Source organism: Pseudomonas sp. Cab53 (assembly GCF_018325965.1).
Lineage (GTDB): Bacteria > Pseudomonadota > Gammaproteobacteria > Pseudomonadales > Pseudomonadaceae > Aquipseudomonas > Aquipseudomonas chlororaphis_E.
The window spans coordinates 3,148,640-3,175,552 of the sequence record NZ_AP021902.1 but is presented as its reverse complement, the minus strand read 5'-3'; the positions used below and the strand labels follow the sequence as shown (position 1 = coordinate 3,175,552).

The 26,913-nt window shown below is 56.9% G+C and carries 13 protein-coding genes; 11 read left to right on the top strand and 2 right to left on the bottom strand.

The features are described 5' to 3' along the window. Positions 1-645: 645 nt before the first annotated feature. The 8 genes from KI241_RS13815 to KI241_RS13780 all read left to right on the top strand — a co-directional run bounded on the left by KI241_RS13815 (position 646) and on the right by KI241_RS13780 (position 18,578). Positions 646-2,055 (top strand): TolC family outer membrane protein, encoded by a 1,410-nt coding sequence (locus KI241_RS13815; RefSeq protein WP_042730126.1) that lies wholly within the window; start codon positions 646-648, stop codon positions 2,053-2,055. 105 nt (positions 2,056-2,160) lie between these two features. Next, the gene (locus tag KI241_RS13810) at positions 2,161-4,323 is read left to right on the top strand and encodes a type I secretion system permease/ATPase (protein ID WP_042730125.1); all 2,163 of its coding nucleotides are present in this window, start codon (positions 2,161-2,163) and stop codon (positions 4,321-4,323) included. After that, positions 4,316-5,737 (top strand): HlyD family type I secretion periplasmic adaptor subunit, encoded by a 1,422-nt coding sequence (locus tag KI241_RS13805; protein ID WP_042730124.1) that lies wholly within the window; start codon positions 4,316-4,318, stop codon positions 5,735-5,737. The genes KI241_RS13810 and KI241_RS13805 overlap by 8 nt, the downstream gene beginning before the upstream one ends. 377 nt (positions 5,738-6,114) lie before the next feature. After that, complete coding sequence (locus tag KI241_RS13800) at positions 6,115-6,387, top strand: hypothetical protein (RefSeq protein ID WP_212802600.1); 273 nt, start codon at positions 6,115-6,117, stop codon at positions 6,385-6,387. A gap of 8 nt (positions 6,388-6,395) precedes the next feature. Next, on the top strand, positions 6,396-14,513 hold the full coding sequence (locus KI241_RS13795) for a calcium-binding protein (protein ID WP_212802599.1): 8,118 nt from the start codon (positions 6,396-6,398) through the stop codon (positions 14,511-14,513). A gap of 1,118 nt (positions 14,514-15,631) precedes the next feature. Then, entirely contained in the window at positions 15,632-16,252 is a 621-nt protein-coding gene (locus KI241_RS13790) for a TetR/AcrR family transcriptional regulator (protein ID WP_042730455.1), read from the top strand. 223 nt (positions 16,253-16,475) lie between these two features. After that, complete coding sequence (locus KI241_RS13785) at positions 16,476-17,255, top strand: thioesterase family protein (protein ID WP_042730454.1); 780 nt, start codon at positions 16,476-16,478, stop codon at positions 17,253-17,255. Positions 17,256-17,306: 51 nt separating this feature from the next. Next, positions 17,307-18,578 (top strand): outer membrane protein transport protein, encoded by a 1,272-nt coding sequence (locus KI241_RS13780; RefSeq protein ID WP_047738706.1) that lies wholly within the window; start codon positions 17,307-17,309, stop codon positions 18,576-18,578. 52 nt (positions 18,579-18,630) lie between these two features. Here KI241_RS13780 and KI241_RS13775 read toward each other — a convergent pair whose 3' ends face one another. Together KI241_RS13775 and KI241_RS13770 are read right to left on the bottom strand one after the other, a co-directional pair. Further along, entirely contained in the window at positions 18,631-19,416 is a 786-nt protein-coding gene (locus KI241_RS13775; protein WP_123579083.1) for an SDR family oxidoreductase, read from the bottom strand. Positions 19,417-19,463: 47 nt separating this feature from the next. Then, on the bottom strand, positions 19,464-20,924 hold the full coding sequence (locus KI241_RS13770; protein WP_212802598.1) for an efflux transporter outer membrane subunit: 1,461 nt from the start codon (positions 20,922-20,924) through the stop codon (positions 19,464-19,466). 220 nt (positions 20,925-21,144) lie between these two features. Here KI241_RS13770 and KI241_RS13765 point away from each other — a divergent pair, with 220 nt between their 5' ends. From KI241_RS13765 to fabF, 3 genes are all read left to right on the top strand, one after another. Beyond that, positions 21,145-22,254, top strand: a complete 1,110-nt coding sequence (locus KI241_RS13765) for an efflux RND transporter periplasmic adaptor subunit (protein WP_047738700.1) — start codon at positions 21,145-21,147, stop codon at positions 22,252-22,254. Next, positions 22,251-25,310, top strand: coding sequence for an efflux RND transporter permease subunit (locus KI241_RS13760; protein ID WP_047738699.1), 3,060 nt, complete (start codon positions 22,251-22,253; stop codon positions 25,308-25,310). The genes KI241_RS13765 and KI241_RS13760 overlap by 4 nt, the downstream gene beginning before the upstream one ends. Before the next feature lie 67 nt (positions 25,311-25,377). Then, entirely contained in the window at positions 25,378-26,664 is a 1,287-nt protein-coding gene (fabF, locus tag KI241_RS13755) for a beta-ketoacyl-ACP synthase II (protein ID WP_042730448.1), read from the top strand. Positions 26,665-26,913 lie beyond the last annotated feature (249 nt).

Here is a 26,913-nt window from a genome sequence, read left to right as displayed (position 1 = left end):
CATTTAACACTGTTCGGAATTTCATCGTTTAGACCCAAACCCTGCCGTTGGTCGAAAATCGATTAGCCTTACATGCCGTCTCATGGGAATAGAAGCAGGAAGCGAACTCAGCTTATCCTTACTAAAGATCATTACAATCAATGACTTATAAAAAAGATGTGAGTGCAACTGGCTGACCTGACCTGAAAGTCGATTTGCATTGGAAGCTCACAATTAGGAAGCACATGGATTGGGTGATGGCTTTTTGATATCTTTCAAGAAAAGCTGCCATACCAACCATAAACACATATTCGTAAATTCGGATAAGCGCTGTGCCGTGTTTGGTTATAAGGCGTGGTGCTATATATAGTTTTCGAGAATCCAATCAATCTGACGAATGGGCGTTGCGTTTTGGCGGGAGTTTGGTATGGCAGGTCGAAGGTATTTAGAATTATTTGTTATTTGGTATATAGCGAAAGTCGAGTGTGTGTGATTTTTATAGCATTTATAAGCGTTTAATGCTGCCGAAAAAAATTAGACTCTTTGGTATTGGGCACATCCTGGAACGAAAAATCTTTTCTACAGGTAGGAAGGAGTAAAGTTTTTAGGCGTTGAGCCGAGCTAATGGAATGGATTTTTAAGTGATCGCTTCCTGGATAAGCAGTAATGAATCTCATTGACTCGGTTTGCCGATGTGTACTTATTGCGGGCTGCGCATCGAGCCCTTTAGCTTTTTCTTTTGATCGTTCGTCTTCAGATCACGCCGATCTTATTGGTGTGTACCAGTCTGCATTTAAAAACGATGCACAACTGGCTGCGGCTCGCCACGCCTATCTGGCTCAGCGCGAAGCGGTACCCCAAGCTCGCTCCGGTCTGCTGCCCAATTTGACGGCTGGTGCAACCTCAGAAACAGTTCGTTTGGAGCGCGACGAACCCTCGCTCAGTCGAGAGCGCAGCGGGACCACGTTTCGAGCCAATCTCAGTCAGCCCCTTTTTCGCGTCGACCGATGGTTTCAATTGAAGGCGGCAGAGTCGAGTGTCGCTCAAGCGGAGTTGGAGCTTTCGGTTAAGGTGCAATCGTTGGCGTTGACTGCCGCTGAGGCATACTTTGAGACGTTGCGTCAGCTTGATGCTCTGGCAGCGGTCCAGGCTGAAGAAGCCGCTTTGCTCCATCAGCGCGATCAGGCGCAAGGCAGGTTGGAAGACGGAGCATCGAGCATCACTGACGTGTACGACGCTCAAGCGGCCTATGACAACGTGCAAGCGAATCGGCAAGTGGTGCAGCGAAAGGTTGACGATGCGTATGAAGCATTGGGTCGTTTGACCAACCGATCCTACAGCACCATTTCTGGAATCGGACATCAGCTCCCCGTCGAATCCCCGATCCCTAACGAGGCACAGTCCTGGGTCGACACAGCGGTTCGTCAGAACCTGCAGTTCCAAGCCAGTGAGCAAGCCGAGCAAGCTGCTGCCCAAACCCTCAAGCAGCATAAGGCTGGCCATTTACCCACGATCGATGCGGTAGCCTCTTACCGTAAGGGTGACAACGATAGTTTCGGTTACAGCAACCCTACCGACTTTGGCCGCAACGGCTATCGTGACGATGTTTCGCAGAGCAGCATCGGCATTGAGCTGAATATTCCAATCTATTCAGGCGGAATGACCCGCTCCAAAGTTAAAGAGTCAGCCGAGCGGCTTTTGGAAAGTCAGGACCAAAAGGAAGATCGACGTCGTGAGATTGTGCTGAACACTCGAAATGCGTTCAGAAGTGTCAATACTGATATCGCGCAAATTGCTTCCCGCCGCCAAGGCATTGTCTCTGCCAGAAAATCCGTCGAGGCCAATCAGGTCGGAGTTGATATCGGCTCGCGAAATATCGCGGATGTACTGACTGCGCAAAGGCAACTGTATGCAGTGGTTCGCGACTATAACAACGCACGCTATGACTACATTATCGACAACCTGAAGCTGAAGCAGGCCGCAGGGACTTTAAGTGTTGATGACCTCAAATCCTTATCTGTCTATTTGAAGCAGGATTACGTGCCGGAGCGAGATTTCCTTCCTCCGGGAGTTTGAATGGATTTTGTTTGATGCTTCCCCAGGCATCAAAGTTTTCTTAATCGTGATTTTTATCGTGCCAGAGGCTCGGGCTGTCGCCTGCGCAAGGAATCTGTAACCGCAATGATCGAAAGCGAAGCGGGCGAATCGACGCCTGAAAATGCGCCCCTATTTGACACCGGATTAGCTTCTCTTGTGATGCTCGCTCGGTTTCATCAAGTTGCGGCTTCCGCTGAGCAACTCGCTCATGAGTTCGGCAGTGTCGACCGCCCCTTTTGTCAGGCGGACATGCTGTTAGCGGCACGTAAGCTTGGTCTCAAAGCTAAGGCCGCGAGCACGACCATCGACCGACTTCATCGCACACCGTTGCCAGCCATCGCTACGGATGTGAATGGCGCATTCTTCATCATCGCGCGCCTGGACCAAGGCAAGGTGCTGATCCACAACCCAGCCGTGCAGCGGCCCGAAGTGATTACTTTTGAGGCGCTTGAGTCTCGCTGGACGGGCCAGGTGCTACTGATTCGCTCGGAGGCAAATACGTCTGGTGAATCATCTCGATTCGACTTCACCTGGTTTATTCCCGCCATCGTCAAATACAGAAAGCTGCTGGGCGAAATCATGCTGGTTTCGTTCGTGTTGCAGATATTCTCGCTGGTGACCCCGCTCTTCTTTCAAGTGGTGATGGACAAGGTGTTGGTGCACCACGGTCTGACTACCCTTGACGTCATTGCGGTGGGGTTGGCCGTGGTGATGCTGTTCGAATCGGGTCTGACGGGACTGCGCAGCTATGTATTTGCCCATACGGCCAGTCGCATTGATGTGGAGTTGGGCTCCAAGCTGTTCCGGCACTTGATCACGTTGCCGCTGGCCTATTTCCAGGCCCGGCGTGTTGGTGACTCCGTAGCGCGGGTCAGGGAGTTGGAAAACATCCGCAGCTTCCTCACCGGTAACGCGATCACCTTGGTCCTCGACGTACTGTTCTCGGTCGTGTTCCTGGCGGTGATGTTCTACTACAGCGGTTGGTTGACCCTCATCGTCCTGGCGTCGTTGCCGCTTTATATTCTGGTGTCGGTGCTGATTACACCCGTACTGCGCTCACGGTTGAACGACAGCTTCGCCAGAGGCGCTGAGAACCAGGCGTTTCTGGTCGAGACCGTTAATGGTATCGACACCCTCAAATCGATGGCCGTCGAGCCCCAGGCCATCCGTAAATGGGACAACCAACTGGCCGGTTACGTGGCGGCCGGTTTCAAAACCCAGACGCTGTCTACCATCGCTAACGAAAGCGTGTCACTGATTGGCAAATTGGTCACGGTGGCGACCCTATGGGTGGGGGCTCGTTTGGTCATCGATGGGCAGTTGTCTGTAGGTCAACTGATTGCCTTTAACATGCTGGCCGGTCGTGTAGCGCAACCGATCATGCGCCTTGCGCAGCTATGGACCAACTTCCAACAGACCGGCGTCTCCGTGCAGCGCCTGGGTGACATCCTCAATACGCGCACCGAGATGGCTCAGGCGACGCGCAGTTCGCTGCCGCCGATTCGCGGACATGTCGAGTTCGATCAGGTGCACTTCCGCTATCGCCCTGATGGGGCGGAGATCCTGCGGGGGGTAAGCCTTCGCATTGAAGCGGGACAGGTAATCGGCGTTGTCGGACGCTCAGGCTCTGGCAAGAGCACTTTGACCCGCTTGCTTCAGAGGTTGCACGTCCCGGAGCGAGGGCGGGTATTGGTGGACGGAATGGATCTTGCGCTGGCAGACGTCTCTTCGTTGCGCCGACAGATTGGTGTAGTGCTGCAGGACAACATGCTGTTCGCTCGCAGCATCCGTGAAAACATCGCGCTTGCCGATCCCGGCGTACCGCTGGAGAAGGTTATTCAGGTAGCCAAGCTCGCAGGCGCCCACGAGTTCATTCTGGAGCTTCCAGAAGGCTATGACACCGTAGTGGGTGAGCATGGTGCCTCGCTGTCCGGTGGTCAGCGGCAGCGGGTCGCTATTGCTCGCGCACTGATGGGTAACCCCAGGATCCTGATCTTTGATGAAGCTACCAGCGCACTCGACTATGAGTCGGAGCGCGTTGTGCAGCAGAACATGAAGGACATCTGCAAGGGGCGCACGGTCATCATCATTGCCCACCGGCTCTCAGCCGTGCGCGATGCCAATCGTATTGTGGTGGTAGACCGCGGCCAGATTGTGGAGCAGGGCAGTCATGCCGAACTCTTGAACCATCAGGCTGGGCATTACTCACGTTTGTATCGTTTGCAGCAAGGAGCCAGCAATGTCTAACGCTGAAACGACAGGCTTACTGCGACGGTACCGGCACGTCTTGCGCGAATCCTGGAGAGCCCGCCGAAGCATGGATGCGCCGAAGCGCCTGGCGCATGAAATACAGTTTTTGCCAGCTTCTCTTGAACTACAGGAGCGTCCGACACATCCGGCACCTCGGGTGTTCATGTGGGCGATCATGAGTTTCGCGGCATTAGCCTTGGCCTGGGCGTGTATTGGCAAGATCGATGTCGTGGCGACCGCCACCGGCAAGATCATCCCCAGTGGCAAGAGCAAGGTTATTCAATCCAGTGAAACGGCAGTGGTCAAAGCCATTCATGTCCACGATGGTCAGACTGTAAAAGCCGGTGAGTTGTTGTTGGAGCTGGACTCTACTGCCGCAGAGGCTGACGTGGGCCGCGTGCAAAGCGACCTGTTAGCCGCTCGAATCGACAGCGCTCGGGCAAGTGCCATGCTTGATGCCATTGATCAACAGCGAGCGCCCAAAACTCTGAATGGCGCGATTCCGGGCGCCGATCCCGAGCATGTGTTGGCTGCGGAGCGTTGGCTGCAAGGCCAGTACCAAGAGTACCGCAGCGGCTTGGAGACCGCTGAGGCCGAGATCGCTCAGCGCCAAGCCGACATACAGTCGGCCCGGGGCCAGGTCGCCAGTTTGCAGAAGACCCTACCTATCGTCGCGAAGCTCGCGGATGACTACCGGCATCTTTTGGAGAAGCAGTACATCGCTCGCCATGCCTACCTGGAAAAAGAACAGGCTCGGTTGGACATTGAACGGCAGTTGAGCGTGCAACAAGCCAGTTTGTTGCAGTCCTCAGCGGCGCGGCAGGAGGCTGAACGCAGAAGAGCTGGCGTGGTGGCCCAAACCCGACGGTCTATGCTGGATTTGTTACAGCAGGCAGATCAGAAGGTGGCGTCCTTGAAGCAGGATTTTGCCAAAGCTGAATATCAGGATGGGTTGACGACACTGGAGGCACCAGTGGATGGGACGGTGCAGCAGGTGAATGTACATACGGTGGGAGGGGTGGTGACGCCGGCACTGCCGCTGTTGACGATCGTACCCACCGGGCAGCCGGTTGAGGTTGAAGCTGTGTTTGAAAATAAAGATGTTGGGTTTGTGCATCCGGGGCAGGCCGTCACTGTAAAAGTCGAAACATTTACATTTACCAAATACGGAGCGGTTGGCGGTGAAGTTATAAGTATTTCTGATGACGCCGTTGAGGACGAGAAACGTGGTTTGATTTACAGCGGTAAGATACGGCTTGAGTCGGATCATTTAACGGTGAAAGGACAAAATATAAGGTTGTTGCCTGGCATGGCGGTCACCGCGGAAGTCAAAACGGATCAGCGTAGGATAATCGAGTACTTTCTAAGTCCGTTGCAAATTGCAGTTAATGAAAGTTTGCGAGAGCGATAGTGGGAGGAGCATGGTTGCTAAAAACTATGTGTTTATTCCGCAAATTAGGTTGGGGGGTGGTCGTCACGTCGTTCCAGGTGGGGTTGTTCTTATGAGTTCTAGTGATGTATGGATTAGGGGTGGGCAAAGATGCAAATAAGAAAATATTACAAGCTGGTTGTCCTGTCGATTGTTTCAATTCTATTTCTTTTTGCCACGGTAAATATACGGGCGGAAGGGCAGCGCGTTGAACTCAGACTTGAGGGCTCTAGCAGTGTTTCGGAGAAGCTAGTCGATGTGCCGCGAGACAGTCGTTATTCAATTCGCGTGGATTATTATTATGATGCGCACAATCTGGCTAGTCGGGCAGATTTGTGGAGGGCGGTGGGGGCTTGCATATGGAGGCGCCTGGTAAGGCCGTTGAGTCGGGAGCTCCTTTTGATGTGCAAGTTCAGCTTATAGAGGAATCATCTGGTCGCCAAGTATATAAAGCAACCAAAAAAAATCCAAAGTTATCCTCTTGGGGTGAGGGTGTTTTGCATGCTGAAGTTGCTGATTTATTTCTTAAGTCGGGACGTTATCGTTTGATTGTTCGGCGCGATGGCTCCGCGGAAAGCATAAGGCCAAATAGCGCCACAGTTACTTTTATCAAAGCGTTTTACGGTAAATAGAGGAATTTATGCCTAAGTTAATGGTCAACGTCGCTAGTCGTGGCACCCCTTTATCGGATGGAGGTGCGTCTCAAACTGGGCATCTATGGTTTGAGTTGGTTTCAGATGATGGAAGCGCTCTAAGCTTCGGTTTTGCTCCCATCGAAGACGGAAGTCCCTACGGGCCTGGCGAAGTTAAGCGTCATGACGATGAACATTACTTAGGAACTGAATATAGTCAACAGATAAATATAACTGACTATCAATATCAAACCCTGCTCGATTTTGCGCAGAGTCCAGAGGCATATAATTTCAGTCTACAGTATTCAGGGATCAATAATAGTTGCATTGATTTTGTGTGGAAAGCACTAAGTCTTGTGGATCTTAACTCTGAAGGGTACGAGGGTGCAATCTGGCCGACAAGTAATATTGAGGCATTAAGGGCGCATCTTATTATGCCGTGGACTCAAGAACTTAATAATAAGTTGATCTTGGATATGAAACGGGCATTCGGTACTGCAGAGATAACGAGAAGTCCGATCATTTTGGATCTAGATGGAGATGGTGTCGAAACACTTGGCCTATCTGCTGGCATCCATTTTGATCACGATGGTAATCAGTTTTCCGAAGCGTCAGGCTGGGTGGCTCCAGATGACGGGTTATTGGTTCTCGACAGAAACGGAAACGGTACGATTGATGCCGGCAGCGAGTTGTTTGGTAATAACTCGATGGGAGCAAAAGGAAATAAGGCTGCAAATGGTTTTCTATCATTAAGCGCGCTTGATGAAAATGGAGATGGCGTATTTGATGTGCGCGATTCCGCTTTTTCGCAAGTGCGGGTCTGGGTAGATGATAATTCTGATGGTGTCAGCCAGTCTGGTGAGCTTTATTCTCTTGAAAGTGTGGGAGTCGCCGCTATCAATACCGGGTACGAAGAACCTGGCGCTGTTGATGCTAATGGTGATGTTTCAGCGTCGGTTATAGATGCTAGTGGCAATCAACATCGTCAGGTGGGAACTTTTTTGCGCACGGACGGAAGTATTGGTATTGCGGAAGACGTCTGGTTCATAGCGGACGGTGCGGACACGATTGACCTAGCTGAAACGACTATACCTAGCGCTATCAGTATACTCCCTAATTTGGATGGATTTGGGAATGTACATAATTTGCATACCGCAATGGCGCTTGATGCTTCGGGGGAGTTGAAGTCGCTTCTTGAGCAGTTTGTCAATGCCAATGATTCAACTACGCGCCAAAACTTGGTCATTGACATCCTATATCATTGGGCCGGGGTCGAAGATATCGATCCTGAAAGCCGTGCAGCAACTCAGATCTATGGAAACGTAATCGGGGATGCGAGGAAACTTGCGGTATTAGAAGCGTTTCTGGGTGAGAATTACTTGGGGACTTGGTGTTGGGGAACTCGTGATCCCAATCCCCATGGCCCGGCGGCAGCAATCTTGCTCCAGTCTTTTGATAATCTTATGGCGGCCGTTTACGGCAAGCTAATGCTGCAAACTCATTTCTCATCAATGTTTGATGGTGTGGAAATTGAATTGACCGAAACTGGCAGCGTTTGGAATGTGTCCTCTATAATTTCTAAGCTGAAGGTGCAGTTCGACAATGATCATGAAGCTGGAGCTGTGTCTATAACTGAGTTTGGAAGGAGTCTTTCTGAGCTTGGAGATTTCGGGCGTGGTTTGATCGAACGGCTCCAGCTTGCCCCTGCGACCGAAGACGGACTTTTCGATAGCTTGTTAAAGAATATCGGAAAAGATAGTTCTTTTGGTGGGTTTGGGAACGATGTCCTCAATGGTACGGGCCTGGATGACTCTTTGTATGGATTCAGTGGCAATGATCGTATATACGGAGGTCTAGGCGATGATCTGTTGTCGGGCGGTGTGGGGGAAGATTATCTTGCCGGTGGAGATGGTGCTGATGTCTACGAATTCGGTAGGGGCGATGGAAAGGATACCATTTTTAATGCCGATCAAGACGTAAGTGGTTCTAAAATTGACAAGCTGCTATTTGGTCCAAGCATAACCGCAGCGGATATTATAGTTCGACGCAACTACTATGATCTGATTTTGGAAATAAAGGGTACGTCGGATTCAGTTACGATACAGAGTTATTTTGACGAGGATACTGTTGCTAATCATGGTTACGCGGTCGATCACGTCGTATTTGATGACGGCAGCTTTTGGACAATTGACCAAATAAAGATGGTCGTACAACGTCCAACCGACGGGAATGATGTCATTTGGGGTGATGCCTCTATCAATACCCTCAAGGGGGGCTTGGGCGATGATAGGTTATATGGTCTTGCTAATGATGACCTTCTTGATGGGGATGAGGGGAAAGATTTAGTCAACGGTGGTGATGGAAATGATGTGCTTGCAGGTGGCGAGGGTGATGATAGCCTCTACGGAAGCACTGGCAATGACGTCTTGATAGGCGGATTTGGGAACGATTTCCTAGAGGGTGGCGAAGGTTCAGATACTTATCAATTCGGCAAGGGTTGGGGGCAGGATACAATTAATAATCCTCAATTAGGCGTCGCCGAATTCGATGCCATTACATTTGCCGATGGTATTACTTCTGAGGATGTTATACTCAGCCAATCTGGCACAGACTTAGTCATTTCCTTGAGGGGCACAACAGATCGTCTGACGATAAAATATTATTTTGAACCGTCGGGTGGTCTCTCTTACCGAGTTCAGCAAGTTAACTTCGCTGATGGAACTGTGTGGACGTCAGATTTCATTAGCACCATGGCCCAGAATGGATTTGAGGGGGACGACCTTCTGCCAGGAACCGATGCTGCTGACTCGTTGGTAGGGGGATTGGGTAATGACACTTTGCACGGCCAAGGTAGTAACGATAGCTTGAGAGGGGACGACGGCAGCGACACTCTCTATGGTGGCGGCGGTGACGACATCATCCATGGTGGTAGTGGAAACGATATTCTTGATGGTGGAACTGGTAAGAATCAGCTTTTTGGTGAGGCGGGCGAAGATGTAATCCAGGTCGCCTACAACTCAACGGACAATACTTTAGCCGGAGGAACCGGTAACGATACGTTGACCGGCAGCTACTTTTCAGACACTTATTTGTTTAATTTAGGTGACGGTCAGGACACAATCTCGGAATATGATCCCGGTTATAGCGCTACGGATGTTCTTCGTTTCGGCGAAGACATACTCGCCAGCGATATCTTGATGCGTAGGACTGGTTCCGATTTGGTGTTCATGCATCGTAATGGTATCGATCAGGTAACCCTAAAAGCAGTGTTCGATCGAAATACTTCTGATAGTAGCGCTCTTGCTTCGGCCCTTATTGAGCGTATTGAGTTTGCAGATGGCACAACCTGGACATGGTCGGATATGGTTGCAGCGGGTCTGAGCCAGACGGGGACCGCGGGGGCGGACAACTTGGTTGGTTTCAATGGCAACGACATCATCCATGGAGGAAGTGGAAACGATACCTTGGATGGTGGAGCCGGTACCAACCAACTGTTCGGGGATGCCGGCGATGATGTAATCCAAGTCGCCTATAACTCGAGGGATAACACATTGGTCGGTGGGACCGGTAACGACACATTGACCGGTGGCTACTTTTCGGACACTTACGTATTCAACCTGGGTGATGGCCAGGACACTATCACGGAGTACGACGCCGGCCACTCGGCGATGGACACCCTGCGTTTTGGCAGCGGTATTCTCGCCAGCGACATTGTGATGCGTCGGACTGGTTCTGACTTAATGTTCCTGCACCGTAATGGCTCGGACCAAGTGACGGTTAAGGGGGTGTTTGACCGCAATGGTAGCGATGCGAGCGCTATCACCTCGACCCTCATTGAGCGTGTTGAGTTCGCCGACGGCACGTTCTGGACATGGTCGGACATGGTTGCGGCGGGTCTGAACCAGACGGGCACGGCGGGCGCCGATGCCTTGGTCGGTTTCAATGGCAACGACAACATTCACGCTGGCGCTGGAAACGATACCTTGGATGCCGGGACCGGTACCAACCAGCTGTTTGGAGATGCCGGAGATGATGTAATCCAGGTCGCCTATAACTCAAGGGACAACATATTGGCCGGTGGGACCGGTAACGATACGTTGACCGGAGGTTACTTCTCAGACACCTATCTGTTCAACTTGGGAGATGGGCAGGACACGATCTCGGAATACGACGCTGGTTTTAGTGGCATCGATACCTTGCGGTTCGGGGCGGGGATTCTGGCTAGCGACATTCAAGCCTACAAGTCAGGCGCTGACGTCGTTTTCATGCACAACAATGGCACTGACCAAGTCAGAATCAAAGGCTGGTTTGACGGGACGACGTCTAGTGCTTCTGTAGTGACGCAGAGCGTTCTTGAGCGTATCGAGTTCGCCGACGGCACAGTGTGGTCATTTTCAGATATTTCCTCCATCAGCTTGGGCCAAGTTGGCACGGAGCTGGGGGATGTGTTGGCTGGCGGTTCGGGGAACGACAACATTCGGGGTGGGGACGGGGATGACATTATCGACGGCGGAGCGGGAGTCAATCGGCTGTACGGCGATGCAGGGGACGACAGTATTCAAGTCGCTTCTAGCTCTAGAGATAACATTTTGGCTGGCGGTACTGGAAAGGACACGCTGAAAGGTGGCTACTTTTCGGACACTTACGTGTTCAATCTGGGTGATGGTCAGGACACGATCACCGAGTACGACGCCGGCAACTCGGCGACTGACACCCTGCGTTTTGGCAGCGGTATTCTCGCCAGTGACATTGTGATGCGTCGTGTTGGCTCTGACTTGGTACTCCTGCACCGTAACGGCTCGGACCAAGTGACGGTCAAAGAAGTCTTTGACCGCGATACTTCCGCTGCCAGTGCCGTAACCTCGACTCTCATCGAGCGTATTGAGTTTGCAGATGGCACAACTTGGACATGGTCGGATATGGTTGCAGCGGGTCTGAGCCAGACGGGGACCGCGGGGGCGGACAACTTGGTTGGTTTCAATGGCAACGACATCATCCATGGAGGAAGTGGAAACGATACCTTGGATGGCGGAGCCGGTACCAACCAACTGTTCGGGGATGCCGGCGATGATGTAATCCAAGTCGCCTATAACTCGAGGGATAACACCTTGGCCGGTGGGACCGGTAACGACACATTGACCGGTGGCTACTTTTCGGACACTTACGTATTCAACCTGGGTGATGGCCAGGACACTATCACGGAGTACGACGCCGGCCACTCGGCGATGGACACCCTGCGTTTTGGCAGCGGTATTCTCGCCAGCGACATTGTGATGCGTCGGACTGGTTCTGACTTAATGTTCCTGCACCGTAATGGCTCGGACCAAGTGACGGTTAAGGGGGTGTTTGACCGCAATGGTAGCGATGCGAGCGCTATCACCTCGACCCTCATTGAGCGTGTTGAGTTCGCCGACGGCACGTTCTGGACATGGTCGGACATGGTTGCGGCGGGTCTGAACCAGACGGGCACGGCGGGCGCCGATGCCTTGGTCGGTTTCAATGGCAACGACAACATTCACGCTGGCGCTGGAAACGATACCTTGGATGCCGGGACCGGTACCAACCAGCTGTTTGGAGATGCCGGAGATGATGTAATCCAGGTCGCCTATAACTCAAGGGACAACATATTGGCCGGTGGGACCGGTAACGATACGTTGACCGGAGGTTACTTCTCAGACACCTATCTGTTCAACTTGGGAGATGGGCAGGACACGATCTCGGAATACGACGCTGGTTTTAGTGGCATCGATACCTTGCGGTTCGGGGCGGGGATTCTGGCTAGCGACATTCAAGCCTACAAGTCAGGCGCTGACGTCGTTTTCATGCACAACAATGGCACCGACCAAGTCAGAATCAAAGGCTGGTTTGATGGAACGAGCTCCAGTGCGGCTGCCGTGACTCAGAGTGTACTCGAACGTGTAGAGTTCGCTGATGGAACCTCATGGTCTCTGGCTGATATCGCAACTAAGGGCTTTCGCCAAGTCGGTACAGCCGGGAACGATAGCCTATCGGGGTCGAGCGGTAACGACAGCATCAATGGTGGAGACGGTGATGACCTACTGGATGGCGGATCCGGTACGAATCAGCTATTCGGTGATGCAGGCAATGATGTTATTCAAGTCGCTTACAATTCAAGGAACAACACACTGGCCGGCGGCTCGGGTAACGATGTCTTGACTGGTGGTTATTTCTCGGACACATACGTGTTCAACCTAGGTGATGGTCAGGACACTATCAGCGAGTATGACGGCGGTAACGTAGCGACGGATACTCTACGTTTTGGCAGCGATATTGTCGCCAGCGACATTGTGATACGTCGGACTGGTGCTGACTTAATGTTTCTGCACCGTAACGGCTCGGACCAGCTAATGGTTAAGGGGGTGTTCGACCGCAATGGTAGCGATGCGAGCGCCGTCACCTCGACCCTCATTGAGCGCGTTGAATTCGCAGACGGCACATTCTGGACATGGTCGGATATGGTTGCAGCGGGTCTGAGCCAGACGGGGAACGCGGGGGCGGACAACCTGGTTGGTTTTAATGGCAACGACATCATCCATGGAGGAAGTGGAAACGATACCTTGGATGGCGGAGCCGGTACCAACCAACTGTTCGGGGATGCCGGCGATGATGTAATCCAAGTCGCCTATAACTCGAGGGATAACACCTTGGCCGGTGGGACCGGTAACGATACGTTGTCCGGTGGTTATTTCTCAGACACCTATCTGTTCAACTTGGGTGATGGCCAGGACACGATCTCCGAATACGATCCGGGTTACGGCGGCCTCGACACCTTGCGGTTTGGTTCCGGAGTCCAAGCCAGCGATATCCTCATGCGCAGAACCGGTTTCGACTTGACCTTTCTTCATCGAAACGGGACTGATCAGATAACAGTCAAAGGCTTGTTCGATGGCGTGACCTCGAATACAAGCTCTGTAAGTCAAAGCGTCATCGAACGTGTCGAGTTTGCCGATGGCACGTATTGGACTTGGTCCGACATGGTTGCAACAGGATTGAATCAAACGGGCACGGACAATGCCGACACCATGCTCGGTTGGAATGGTAACGATATTATCCACGGCGGAAGTGGAGACGACACACTAGACGCGGCAGGCGGAACTAACCAACTGTTCGGTGATGCTGGCAACGATTTGATCCAGGTTGCTACGAACTCAAGGGACAACCTCCTGGTTGGCGGCACTGGTAACGATACTCTGACGGGCGGCTACTTCTCAGACACTTATGTGTTCAACCTGGGAGACGGTCAGGACACGATCTCCGAGTACGACCCTGGTTATGGTGGCATCGATACCTTGAGGTTTGGGACAGGGATCCTGGCTAGCGACATCCAAGCTTACAAGTCAGGGGCGGACGTCGTGTTCATGCACAGCAACGGTATAGACCAGGTCAAAGTTAAAGGCTGGTTTGACGGGGCGACGTCGAGTGCTTCTGGGGTGACACAGAGCGTGCTTGAGCGTGTCGAGTTCGCCGACGGTACGTCATGGGCTCTGGCGGATATCGCAGCTAAGGGCCTGCGGCAGGTAGGCACAGCAGGAGCCGATAGCCTGTCGGGCTCCAACGGCAATGACAATATCTATGGCGGTGCTGGTAACGACGTGCTTGACGGCGGAGCCGGTACTAACCGGTTATTCGGTGAGGCTGGGAACGACGTGATTCAGGTGTCTAGCAACTCAAGAGACAATACGTTGTCGGGAGGGGCAGGGGACGACACATTGACCGGCGGATACTTCGCGGATACCTATCTGTTTAACCGCGGCGATGGCCAGGACACTGTCAATGAGTATGATCCAGGCTATGGAATGAGCGATACCTTAGCGCTTGGGACGGATCTTAGCCCTCAAGACCTTTGGTTCCGCAGGAGTGGGTCTGATTTGGAAATAAGCGTCGTTGGCGGAGACGAGAAGCTGACAGTCAGTAACTGGTATCAAGGGGGTGTTTATCACATTGAGGCCATGAAATTGTCTGACGGAAAGACGTTGCTTGATAGTCAAGTTCAGAGTCTGGTCGACACGATGGCTTCGTTTGGTGTGGCTCCAGGTGCTGAAACGACCATTACCACGGATCAGCGAGCTCAGCTTGACTCGGTACTGGCAGCAAACTGGAAGTAAGTTGCCGTAAACGTTCCTTTCACATTGAGCGGTATCTAAATAAGCTGCCCCCGCGCAGGCACGTTGGCGGGGGCAGTTTTTTTGTCCATCGCAAACGTAGCGAGCAGGGTTTCTTCGCTTATGCCAGGACGATGACCGTGGAAAGCGACTAGGGCGTCGATCACTGACGTCAGCGACTCGAAGGATGAGTATCGATTCCCTGATGGCGTCTGCCCCAATATCAGCGTCAACATACCTGCGATGATGTTGAGGTGGGCCGTTTGGGTTCGGCCTCTTAACGTTTCCTCCCGGAAGCTGGGATTCAGGGCACGTTGGGGCGATACGGAAAATCGTAGAGAACCATGAGCTATTCCATAGAGTGCAATGTCCTTATATGGAACTGCACTGTCATAGGCTAGTGAAACAATAAATGCGTTACAGCCGCTACCCCTTTACTCGACCGCTTTCCAGCATGAATTGGGCGACTGATTGAGATCGATAAAATGGCGACATCTGTTTGATCAGTCCGATCGGTAAGCCAGCCCATACGCCTTTCATATGGATATGAGGCGCTCTACCGTGAAATCTGCTGCGCAGCAGCTGACCTCAAAAAAAGTGAGAAACAAAATTTCAAATTGATGCCGTGGCTTAATCGGAAAGCTTCAGATTTTTGTAGTAAAAATCGTAGAGGAGGCCTAAAGCAGGGCGGGCTGGAGGAGCCGCGAAGGCTAGGTGTTACAGGCTCTTTCCCTGAGAGGAAGTCGTCATTGACTTCAAGTATTTGGTATTCCTTACCATATATTGCCGTAGCGCGCGAAGTGGTGTCCCAGCGGCGTCTAATGTGTTGCGTGTGTAATATTTAGTCAATTGTCTGGAAAGAATCAATTGCGAGCTACGCTTTAAATTGATGCGGCTTATTGCGAATTAATTTTTATTTGCGCCAATCTCGATCCGATCGACGGCCGCAGACTTAGTTGGGTCGCTAGGTGGCCGGGCAGACTTAACAGCAGGGTGTGCGGTCGAGCGCAGGGCAACCACTCACCGCATCCCTTATGCAACTGACGAATGGTTACCTTGTGACGGTATTCGTAAGTGGTCACAAGTTGTCATCGCTCGCTGGGATGCGTAAGCTGCTTTCTATGAACCAGTCTCCAGCACCTTCGCCCAGCACTCGCGGCCCTGCCGATCATGACATTCGCGACCAGATTGTCGCGGCGGCCAACGAGCATTTCAGTCAATACGGTTACGCCAAGACCACTGTGTCCGACTTGGCCAAGGCCATCGGCTTTTCCAAGGCGTACATCTATAAGTTCTTCGATTCCAAGCAGGCGATTGGCGAGGCCATTTGCTCCAGTTGTCTTGCGAAGATCGTCGAGGCCGTGGAGGAGGCCATCAACGAGCAAGGGCTCTCTTCGACAGAGCGCTTTCGCCGTCTGGTCAAGACCTTGATCACCACCGGAATCGACCTGTTCTTCAATGATCGCAAGCTCTACGACATTGCCGCATTCTCCGCGTCGGAGCGCTGGCCCAGCTCCCAGGTGTATGACGCACGGATCAAGCAATTCGTGGTGCAGGTGGTGCGCGAAGGGCGTGAAAGCGGTGAGTTCGAGCGCAAGACTCCCCTGGACGAAACCGTTGAAGCGATCCACCTGACCCTCCGACCTTTCGTCAATCCTCTGTTGCTGCAGTACAGCCTCGACCACGTCGAGGTTGCGCCGACGCTGACCGCGAACCTCATCCTGCGCAGCCTGATGCCCTGAACGGAGGGCTGCCGCGCGCAGCCGTCCCAAACCACACCACGTTCCTCGCTTTCGGTAGGTGCCTGACCGAGAAGTCGCTTTTTGTCTGCATGGTGACTATTGACACAATTAGTCACTTGAATAAGTATGGCTTCAACGATCCAGAGATCCCCTCGATACAGCTTCGGCATGTGTTTGCGACGCTCGTGCGGGTTCTCGTTCAGCTCCGTAGGAGAACGTCGATATGACCCGCTTCGCTGAGGTTTTGGCGCAATTTGATCCGGGCGTGCCATTTGTGGCTCCGGCCAATTGGCAGCAAGGTCGAACGATCTTCGGTGGCTTGTCGGCGGCATTGTCGTTGGAGACGGTTTTGCGCGAGCGGCCTGAAGGCTTCCCGCCGTTCAAGTCTGCGCAGGTGTCATTCATTGGGCCCGTCACGCAACCCCAGACATTCCACACAAGCGTGTTGCGCGAAGGGCGATCCGTGACTTCAGTGTCGGTCGACTGCACGTCCGGTGATGAGCTGGCGTTGCGCACGACCTTGCTGTTTGCGCAGCCACGGGCCAGCCGGATTACCCATGAGGCGTGGGGTTGCCCGCCGGTGGAAGGCCCGTCGCGATACCCCACGCTGGAGCTGGACCGCGCCATTGCGCCGGCCTGCGCCTTCAACTTCGAGATGCGTCCCGCAGGCGGCTCGTTGCCGGTGTCCGGTGCGCAAAATCCCGAGCTATTGATGTGGGTCCGTCACCTGGATGCCCAAGGGGTGGACCCGGCGGTGGCCCTGATCGCCCTCGCGGACAGTCTGCCGCCAGCCGCCATGACCTGCTTCACGGAGCCGGCCGCCATCAGCTCGGCGTCCTGGACAATCGATCTGCCGCAGCCCGCCGTGGCCGGCGAATGGTTTCTTATCGGTTCCTTCAGTCGCCAGGCCTTCGAAGGCTATTCGTTACAGGACATGGAGGTCTGGGACGAGAGCGGGCGGCGAGTGCTTTGGGCACGTCAGACCGTGGCCATTTTCACCTGATAGAAAAGCAAACCGTTACACCCCTCAGCCAGTGTTCCTAGAGTTCTAATAATGAAAAAAATCTTGCTCAAGGCCCCCTTGGGGCTCGCCGTCACCCTTGCCACTTCCCAGGTGTTTGCAAGCGGCTTCGCCCTTAACGAACAGAGCATCAGCGGGATGGGGACGGGATTCGCCGGGCGTTCTTCTTCAGCGGAAGATGCCAGCACGGTCTTCGGTAACCCGGCGGGCATGTCGCGCTTGAAGCACGAGCAGGTCAGCCTCGGCGCAGCGACGCTGTTTGCCAAGAGCGATATCAGCCAGACCCGCAGCACATTCGGCGGCCAGCAAGACGGTGACATGGTGCCAACCACCACGGTGCCGATGGGTTACTACGTCAAGCCGCTGGACGAGCACTGGGCCGTCGGCGTGGGTTTCTACGTGCCGTTTGGCTTGATCACCGATTACGGCAGCGACTTTGCCGGGCGTTACTACGCCAACAAAAGCGAAGTGACGACGCTGACCTTCCAGCCCACTGTCAGCTATGCCTTCAACGACAAGGTGTCGATCGGGTTCGGGCCGACCATCAACCGGATCAGCGGTGAGATCTCCGGAATGGTCCCCAATCCTCTGAGCCCCGGCAGCAACGATGGGAAGCTGAAAAGCAACGGCGACGACACCGCACTCGGCTTCAATGCCGGTCTCCTGGTGCAGGCCACCGACCGGACCCGCCTGGGGCTGACGTATCACTCCAAGGTCAGTTATCACCTGGACGCGAAGTCCAAGCTCACCGGCGGGATTTTCAGCGTCGTCGGGGTCAGCGGGCGTAGTTATGACGCGTCACTGGATGTGGACCTCCCGGAGTCAGTCGATCTCTCGCTCACTCATCAGCTCAATGACGACTGGACCCTTTATCTGGGCAGTACCTGGACACGCTGGAGTCGCTTCAAGGAACTGACCATCGAGAACTCAGGCTTGCCTGCGCTGTTGAGCGGCGCGCTGGGCACTGTCAGCGAAGAACAGAACTGGCATGACACCTGGGCCCATGCAATCGGCGCGGCATACCGGTTGAACGACCAGTGGGTGCTGCGCGCCGGCATGTCGGTGGATCAGTCGCCGGCCAACAACACCAACCGCGGGCCGCGGATTCCAACCGGTGATCGCACCGTGCTCAGCTTCGGTGCCGGCTGGACGCCGGTGCAGGATGTGACAATCGACCTGGCGTATTCCTATCTCCAGGAAGAGAGCGTGCGGGTCAACGAAACCTCTGCGACCCGTGGCGCGTACAGTGCCAAATACCGCAACAGCGCCAGCGGTTTCGGTACTTCGATCAGCTATCGCTTCTGACGCGACATGCCGTGTGCCGGGCGCCTATGCGGCGCCCGGCACACGGCGACCTTCATACACCCATGACATTGGCCATCAGGCGCTGGTGGAGCCAGCGCGGCGTGGCCCAGGTCAACACCGTGAGCGCCTTGTTGCCGAAACCGGGTACGACACTCATGCGCCCGGCTTGCAGCGCGCGGATGCCGGCGCGAACCACCGGTTGAGGTTGCATCATCACCTTCCTCAGCACCGGCGTGAGTTTCTGGCTGGCGCTTTGGGCAAACCCGGTATCGGACATGCCCGGGCACAGTGCGGTCACGACCACACCATCGGCCTTGAGCTCCTGGTGCAGCGCCTCGGAGAAGCGGAGTACGTAGGCCTTTGCCGCTGAATAGACCGCAAAGTTTTTCACCCCCTGGTAGGACAGCAGGCTGGCGATATGCAGAATGTGCCCGCGACGCCGGGCGCGCATGTCCGCGGCAAAGAGCCGAGTCAGCAGGGTCAGGCTGGCGATGTCGAGGTTGATCATCGCCTGGGACTGGTCGACGGAGTGGTCCAGAAAGGGGCCCTGCAATCCATGGCCGGCGTTGTTGATGAGTACATCGACCACAATACCCTGTTGACCCAGCCGCTTGTGCAGCTCGATGATCGCCGGGACCGAAGACAGGTCGACCTGCTCGACGAGGATCTCGATGCCGAAGCGCTCGCGCAACTGGGCCGACAGCGCTTCAAGCTTGTCCAGCCTGCGGGCTACCAGAACCAGGGATTTTCCCTGGGCTGCGTATTGCCGGGCGAACTCCTCGCCGAAGCCGCTGGAAGCACCCGTGATGAGCACCCAGGAATTGTCGTTGCTTTTCATGTGGCTGGACTCCGGTGGTAAAGAAAGATTGAAAACAACATGTCAGATCATCGACTCGCCACGGGCTGCGGCTGAGGCGCTTGCCAGCCGCCACCGAGGGCCTTGAACGCCGCGACTGCCGCGCGCGCCGCCTCGGTTCGTGCCTGTGCCCGTGCATCGGATGCCTGGAGCAGCGTCTGGTCGGCGTTGAGGACGTCGATCAGGCTGGCCGCACCTTTCTGATAGGCAATAAAGGACGACTGGCGAGCCTCGCTCAGTGACGCTTCGCCTGAAATGAGGGTGGTCGCCTGGGACTCTCGGTTCACCAGGGCGGAGAGCGCGTTCTCGACATCCTCCGTGGCCCGAAGCGCGGATTGGCGGTAGGCCGCCAGTTCTTCAGCTTCCTGCCCCTTGGCCTGGTCGATCTGCGCGTTGATCCGGCCAAAGTCGAACAGCCGCCAGCGCAGACCCAGTGCGCCAGAAGCCTGGCTGGCGCCGCCGGAGAACAGGTGCCCGGCCGACACGCTGGTGGCACTGCCGAGCAACGCACTGAGGGAAAATTTCGGGTAGTACTCGGCGATGGCTTCCCCGATGCGGGCATTGGAAGCGGCGAGCCGGCGCTCGGCGACGATGAGGTCCGGCCGCCGGCGCAGCAGATCAGCCGGCGTCCCCATTTCGTTGATTTGAGGGGGCAGGGGAATGCTGCCTGTTTCGGCCAGTTGCTGGCGATGGGTGCCTGGCGGTGTGCCGAGCATGACATCCAGTGCATTCAGCGTGGCATCCAGGCCAGTCTGCAGCACAGGCACCGTGGCCTGCACTTGAGCGAGCGCGCCCTCGGTCTGGCGGATCTGATAGTGGGCGGCGAGGCCTTTGCTGTAGAGCAGTTGGACTTTCTCGAGCAAGTCCTGCTGGGTCTTGACCTGGCGGTTCGCGATGTCGAGTCGCGCTTGCAGGCCGCGCAGGGTGATGTAGATGTCAGCGGTCTGCGCGGCGACGGCAAGTCTTGTGGCGGCGACACCGGCCTCGGAGGCCTGGTAGTCGGCCAATGCGGCTTCGCGTCCGCGTCGCAGGCCACCAAAGAGATCCAGCTCCCAGCTCGCGCTCAGGTCCAGCTCATAGGCATTGCCGTACCGGTCAAAGCCAGGCGTCGAATCGAGCACCCGGCCCAACGGGGTCTCGACCGATTGATAGGCGCGTGCGGCCTGGCCGCTGATGTTTCCCGAGGGCAGCAGGGCGGCATTGGCGGCGCCAAGGCCGGCACGCGCCTGGGCAACGCGCGCCGATGCCTGGGCAAGGTCAAGGTTCTGCTCCAGCGCTTTGGCGATGAAATCACTCAGTACCGGGTCGCCAAATCCCTCCCACCAGGTGGTGAGGCTGGTGGGCGCTGCACCGCGCCTTTGTTCGACAGAGGACTGGCCCAGGAAGCGATCCGAGAGCGCAGTGTCCGGACGCTGGTAATCCGGACCGACCGCGCAGCCGGCCATCAGGCTGGCGCCTACCAACAGAGCAAGGGGGCGGAAGGGAGGCATTGAAGTATCCTTAGGATCAATATTTGTGACCATATTATAGAGTGGTCACAGGCTGTCAATGGATGAGCAACGCGCTCGAACGGATCCAAGACTCCCTGTTTACTTAGGATTACCTAGATGTGAGGTGAATTGAAAATAAAACCTGAAATGGTGACCATTGACAGAATTGGTCACGAGAGCAAGAATGAGCTCCCCGTCCTCTGCTCAATAAAGGGAACCTATGCTCCGGCTCCGACCTGTCACCCTGGCCGCTTGCGTATTGCCTCTCGTCCTCACGGCGTGTGGCGATTCATCCACTGCCACCGATCCCCGCACGCTTGCTCCTCTGGTGAGGGTGGTGCAAGTGCAGGGGGCCTCTACCAGTGCGCGTTCTTTCACCGGCGTCGTGGCCGCCCGGGTTCAGAGTGACCTGGGCTTTCGTGTTTCCGGTAAGGTGCTGGAGCGATTGGTGGATGCGGGCCAGACCGTTAAAAAGGGTCAACCTTTGATGCGCCTGGACCCGATCGACTTGGGCTTGCAGGCGCGGGCCCAGCAAGAAGCGGTCACGGCCGCACGCGCTCGGGCCAAGCAAACCGCGGATGATGAAGCGCGGTATCGTGAGTTGGTGGCCGCCGGCGCGATTTCGGCGTCGGGCTACGACCAGATCAAAGCCGCCGCCGACACCGCCAAGGCCCAGCTCAGCGCTGCCGAGGCGCAGGCCGACGTGGCCCGCAATGCTTCCGGCTACGCGGTGCTCGTCGCCGACGCCGACGGTGTGGTGATGGAAACGCTGGCCGAGCCGGGGCAGGTCGTCAGCCCTGGGCAACCGGTGGTCCGGCTGGCGCGAGCCGGGCAACGCGAAGCCGTCGTGCAGTTGCCGGAAACCCTGCGGCCCGCCGTCGGCTCGAGTGCGCAAGCGACGCTTTATGGCCGCTCCAGCGCAGCTGTCACCGCGAAACTCAGGTTGCTGTCCGATTCGGCAGACCGAGTGACCCGCACCTTCGAAGCGCGCTATGTGCTCGAAGGCGCACTGGCCAACGCACCGCTGGGTTCGACGGTGACGCTGCGCATCGCCGAAGGCGCGGCCCAGGGGCCGGTGATGCAAGTGCCGATCGCGGCGTTGTACGACCCGGGCAATGGCGTAGGCGTGTGGGCCATCGACGGTGAGTCGGCCAAAGTCACCTGGCGAGCGGTGCAGGTCCTGGGCTTGAGCGATGACGCGGCACGCGTCACCGGCCGTCTCAACGTCGGCGAACAGATCATCGGCCTGGGCGCCCATCTGTTGCGTGAGGGTGAGTCCGTCAGGCTGCTGCCACAAAACGATGTGAAGGTCGCCGGGAGCCACCAATGAGCCTCAACCTTTCGGCTCTCGCGGTGCGCGAGCGCTCCATCACGGTCTTTCTGATTTTTCTGATTGCTGTCGCCGGAACCCTGGCCTTCTTCACGCTGGGCCGCGCGGAGGATCCGCCCTTTACCGTCAAGCAACTGACCGTGATCACGGCCTGGCCGGGCGCGACGGCGCAGGAGATGCAGGACCAGGTGGCCGAGCCCCTGGAAAAACGCCTGCAGGAATTGAAATGGTACGACCGCTCGGAAACGTACACCCGTCCCGGCCTGGCGTTCACCATGGTGTCGCTGCTGGACCGCACGCCGCCTTCACAGGTGCAGGAGGAGTTTTATCAGGCGCGCAAGAAACTCGACGACGAAGCCACCAGGTTGCCGGCGGGGGTGATCGGGCCGTTGGTCAACGACGAGTATTCGGACGTGACGTTTGCGTTGTTCGCCCTCAAGGCCAAGGGCGAGCCGCAGCGCCTGCTGGCGCGTGATGCCGAGGTTCTGCGCCAGCGTCTGTTGCACGTGGCAGGGGTGAAGAAGGTCAACATTATCGGCGAGCAGGCCGAGCGTATTTTCGTTTCCTTTTCTCACGATCGGCTGGCGACCCTGGGGGTGTCTCCCCAGGATATCTTCGCCGCCCTGAACAGCCAGAACGTGCTGACCCCCGCCGGTTCCATCGAAACCCATGGGCCACAGGTCTTTTTGCGGGTGGATGGCGCCTTCGACAAGTTGGAAAAAATCCGCGACACGCCGTTGGCTATCCAAGGCCGGACCTTGAAACTCTCGGACGTGGCGACGGTGGAACGCGGTTATGAAGATCCGGCGACCTTCCTGGTGCGCAACAATGGCGAAGAAGCGCTGTTGCTGGGCGTGATCATGCGCGAAGGCTGGAACGGCCTGGACCTGGGCAAGGCGCTCGACGCCGAGACCAGCAAGATCAATGAAGGTATGCCGCTGGGCATGACGCTGACCAAGGTCACCGACCAGGCGGTCAACATCAGCTCGGCGGTCGACGAGTTCATGGTCAAGTTCTTCGTCGCCTTGCTGGTGGTGATGGTCGTGTGCTTTATCAGCATGGGTTGGCACGTCGGGATCGTGGTCGCGGCGGCTGTGCCCCTGACCCTGGCCATCGTGTTTGTGGTGATGGCGGCCACCGGCAAGAACTTCGACCGGATCACCCTGGGCTCGCTGATCCTGGCCCTAGGGTTGCTGGTGGACGACGCCATCATCGCCATCGAAATGATGGTGGTGAAAATGGAGGAGGGCTACGACCGGATCAAGGCCTCCGCGTATGCCTGGAGCCACACGGCCGCGCCAATGCTCTCCGGTACGCTGGTGACGGCGATCGGCTTCATGCCCAACGGCTTTGCCCAGTCCACTGCCGGCGAATACACCAGCAACATGTTCTGGATCGTCGGCATCGCGCTGATCGCCTCCTGGGTCGTCGCGGTGGCGTTCACTCCTTACCTGGGGGTGAAAATGTTGCCGGACATCAAAAAGGTCGAAGGCGGGCACGCAGCCATCTACGACACGCCACGCTACAACCGCTTCCGTCGCATCCTGGCGCGGGTGATCGCGCGTAAATGGCTGGTGGCCGGCACGGTCATCACCCTGTTTGCCGTGTCCATCCTGGGCATGGGCCAGGTGAAGAAACAGTTCTTCCCGACCTCGGACCGCCCCGAGGTGATGATCGAAGTGCAGATGCCCTATGGCACTTCCATCGAGCAGACCAGCGCCACCACCGCCAAGGTCGAGGCGTGGCTGCAGAAGCAGGCGGAAGCCAAGATCATCACCGCCTACGTCGGGCAGGGGGCGCCGCGTTTCTTCCTGGCGATCGCGCCGGAGCTGCCGGATCCATCGTTCGCCAAGATCGTGGTGCTGACAGACGATCAGCAAGCCCGGGAAACCCTCAAGTTCCGGCTGCGCGAAGCGGTGGCCGAAGGGCTCGCTCCAGAGGCGCGGGTCAGGGCCACGCAGATCGTCTTCGGTCCGTACTCACCGTTCCCGGTGGCGTACCGGGTGATGGGGCCTGACCCGTCGAAACTGCGGGAGATCGCCAGTCGCGTCCAGGACGTCATGCAAACCAGCCCGCTGATGAGGACCGTCAACACCGACTGGGGACCGCTGACGCCGACGCTGCACTTCAACCTGGACCAGGACCGTTTGCAGGCGGTCGGGCTGACCTCCAGCGCCGTTGCCCAGCAACTGCAATTCCTGCTGGCGGGCGTGCCGATCACGGCGGTGCGCGAGGACATCCGCTCGGTGCAGGTGGTCGGTCGGGCCGCGGGGGACATCCGCCTCGATCCGGCCAGGATCGAAGGCTTTACCCTGGTAGGGGCCACGGGCCAACGCATTCCCCTGTCCCAGGTCGGCGAGGTCGATGTACGCATGGAAGACCCGATCCTGCGACGGCGTGACCGCACGCCCACCATCACCGTGCGCGGCGACATCGCCGAAGGCTTGCAGCCGCCGGACGTGTCGAGCGCGATCATCAAGCAATTGCAGCCGATCATCGACACGCTGCCCCAGGGTTACCGGATCGAGCAGGCCGGGGCCATCGAGGAATCGGGCAAGGCCGGCAAGGCGATCGTGCCGCTGGTGCCGATCATGATTGCCCTGACGCTGCTGATCATCATCATCCAGGTGCGTTCGATCTCGGCGATGATCATGGTGTTTTTCACAGCGCCCCTGGGGTTGATTGGCGTGGTGCCGACCTTGCTGATTTTCCATCAGCCGTTCGGCATCAACGCGCTGGTCGGGCTGATCGCGCTGTCGGGCATCCTGATGCGCAACACGCTGATCCTGATCGGGCAGATCCACCACAACGCGCAGGAAGGGCTGGATCCGTTCAACGCCGTCATCGAGGCCACGGTCCAGCGTGCACGCCCGGTGTTGTTGACGGCCCTGGCGGCGATCCTGGCGTTCATTCCGCTGACGCACTCGGTCTTCTGGGGCACGTTGGCCTACACGCTGATCGGCGGTACGTTCGTCGGCACCATCATGACGCTGGTGTTCCTGCCGGCGATGTATTCCATCTGGTTCAAGATCCGTCCCGGTCATCCGGCGCAATGAAGCAGGCTGCGGCCAGTGTGCGTCAGGCTGGTGAAGGGCGGGTCGATTGAAAAACGAAGAGGTGCTTATGTTGAGTCCCACAGGTCAGAAGCGAATCGTCGTCACCGGTGTCGGCCTCGTCAGCCCATTGGGTTGTGGGGTGGAGGAGGCCTGGCGACGGTTGTTGGCCGGCCAGTCCGGCATCCGTCGGCTGGCTGACGCCATCACCGAAGGCACGGGAGTTGCCGTGGGCGGCCAAGTGCCGTCGCTGGAAGATGATGCCGTCGCCGGCTATGCCCCGGAACGAGTGATTTCGGCCAAGGATCGCAAGAAGATGGACCGCTTCATCGAGTTCGCCCTGGTGGCCGCCGATGAAGCGCTGGCGCAAGCGGGCTGGCACCCGACTAGCAGTGAGCAGCAGGAGCGCACCGCGACGATCATCGCGTCGGGTGTGGGTGGCTTCGGCGCCATTGCCGACGCCGTCCGCACCACGGATGCCCGCGGGCCGCGTCGCTTGTCACCGTTCACCGCGCCGGCGTTCCTGGCCAACATGGCCGCCGGGCACGTGTCCATCCGGCACGGTTTCAAAGGCCCGCTCGGCGCACCTGTCACGGCGTGTGCGGCCGGCGTGCAGGCAATCGGCGACGCGGCGCGGCTGATCCGCAGCGGTGAGGCGGACGTCGCCCTGTGCGGCGGCACCGAGGCGGCGATCGATCGTGTGACCCTGGGGTGCTTTGCGGCGGCCCGGGCGCTGTCCACCGGCTTCGCCGAGCATCCGCAGCAAGCGTCGCGGCCCTTTGATCGGGATCGGGATGGGTTCGTCATGGCCGAAGGGGCCGGGGTGCTGGTGATCGAATCCCTGGAGCATGCCCTGGCCCGTGGGGCCACGCCGTTGGCGGAACTGGTCGGCTATGGCACCAGCGCCGATGCCTACCACCTGACGGCCGGCCCGGAAGACGGCAACGGCGCCCGGCGCGCCATGGAACAGGCGCTGCGTCAGGCGGCTGTCAGCCCTGCGGACGTGCAGCACATCAACGCCCACGCCACGTCCACTCAAGTCGGCGACAGCGGCGAACTCGCGGCGATTAGCGCGGTGTTCGGGCGCGATCGCGGCGTGGCGATCACCTCCACCAAATCCGCGACCGGGCATTTGCTGGGCGCGGCCGGGGGGATCGAAGCGGTTTTCACGGTGCTGGCCCTGCGCGACCAGATCGTGCCGCCCACGCTGAACCTGCATCACCCCGACGAAGCGGCCGAGGGGCTGGACCTGGTCGGCCTGAGCGCGCGAAAAATGCCGATCACTCATGCGCTGTCCAACGGCTTCGGCTTTGGCGGCGTCAACGCCAGCTTGTTGCTGCGGCGCTGGGATGCTTGATGTTCCAGTGAGCTGTTAGCGTGGGAACGTTTGCCGGGGGGAAAGTGGACTTTCCCCCCCCGGCAGCCCGCATTCGCGCCCTTAAGCAATCGGCCTAAGGTAGACGCCGTTGCTCAGGTTCTGCTTGAGTTGGTTGCTCGTCTCATCGGCCAATACCTCTGGCTGATCATTGATGACGCCCTCCAGCACGCGCTGGACGACATCGTGGGCCGAGGCCTCGTGTCATGTCCGTGTCCACGAAGGCGACAT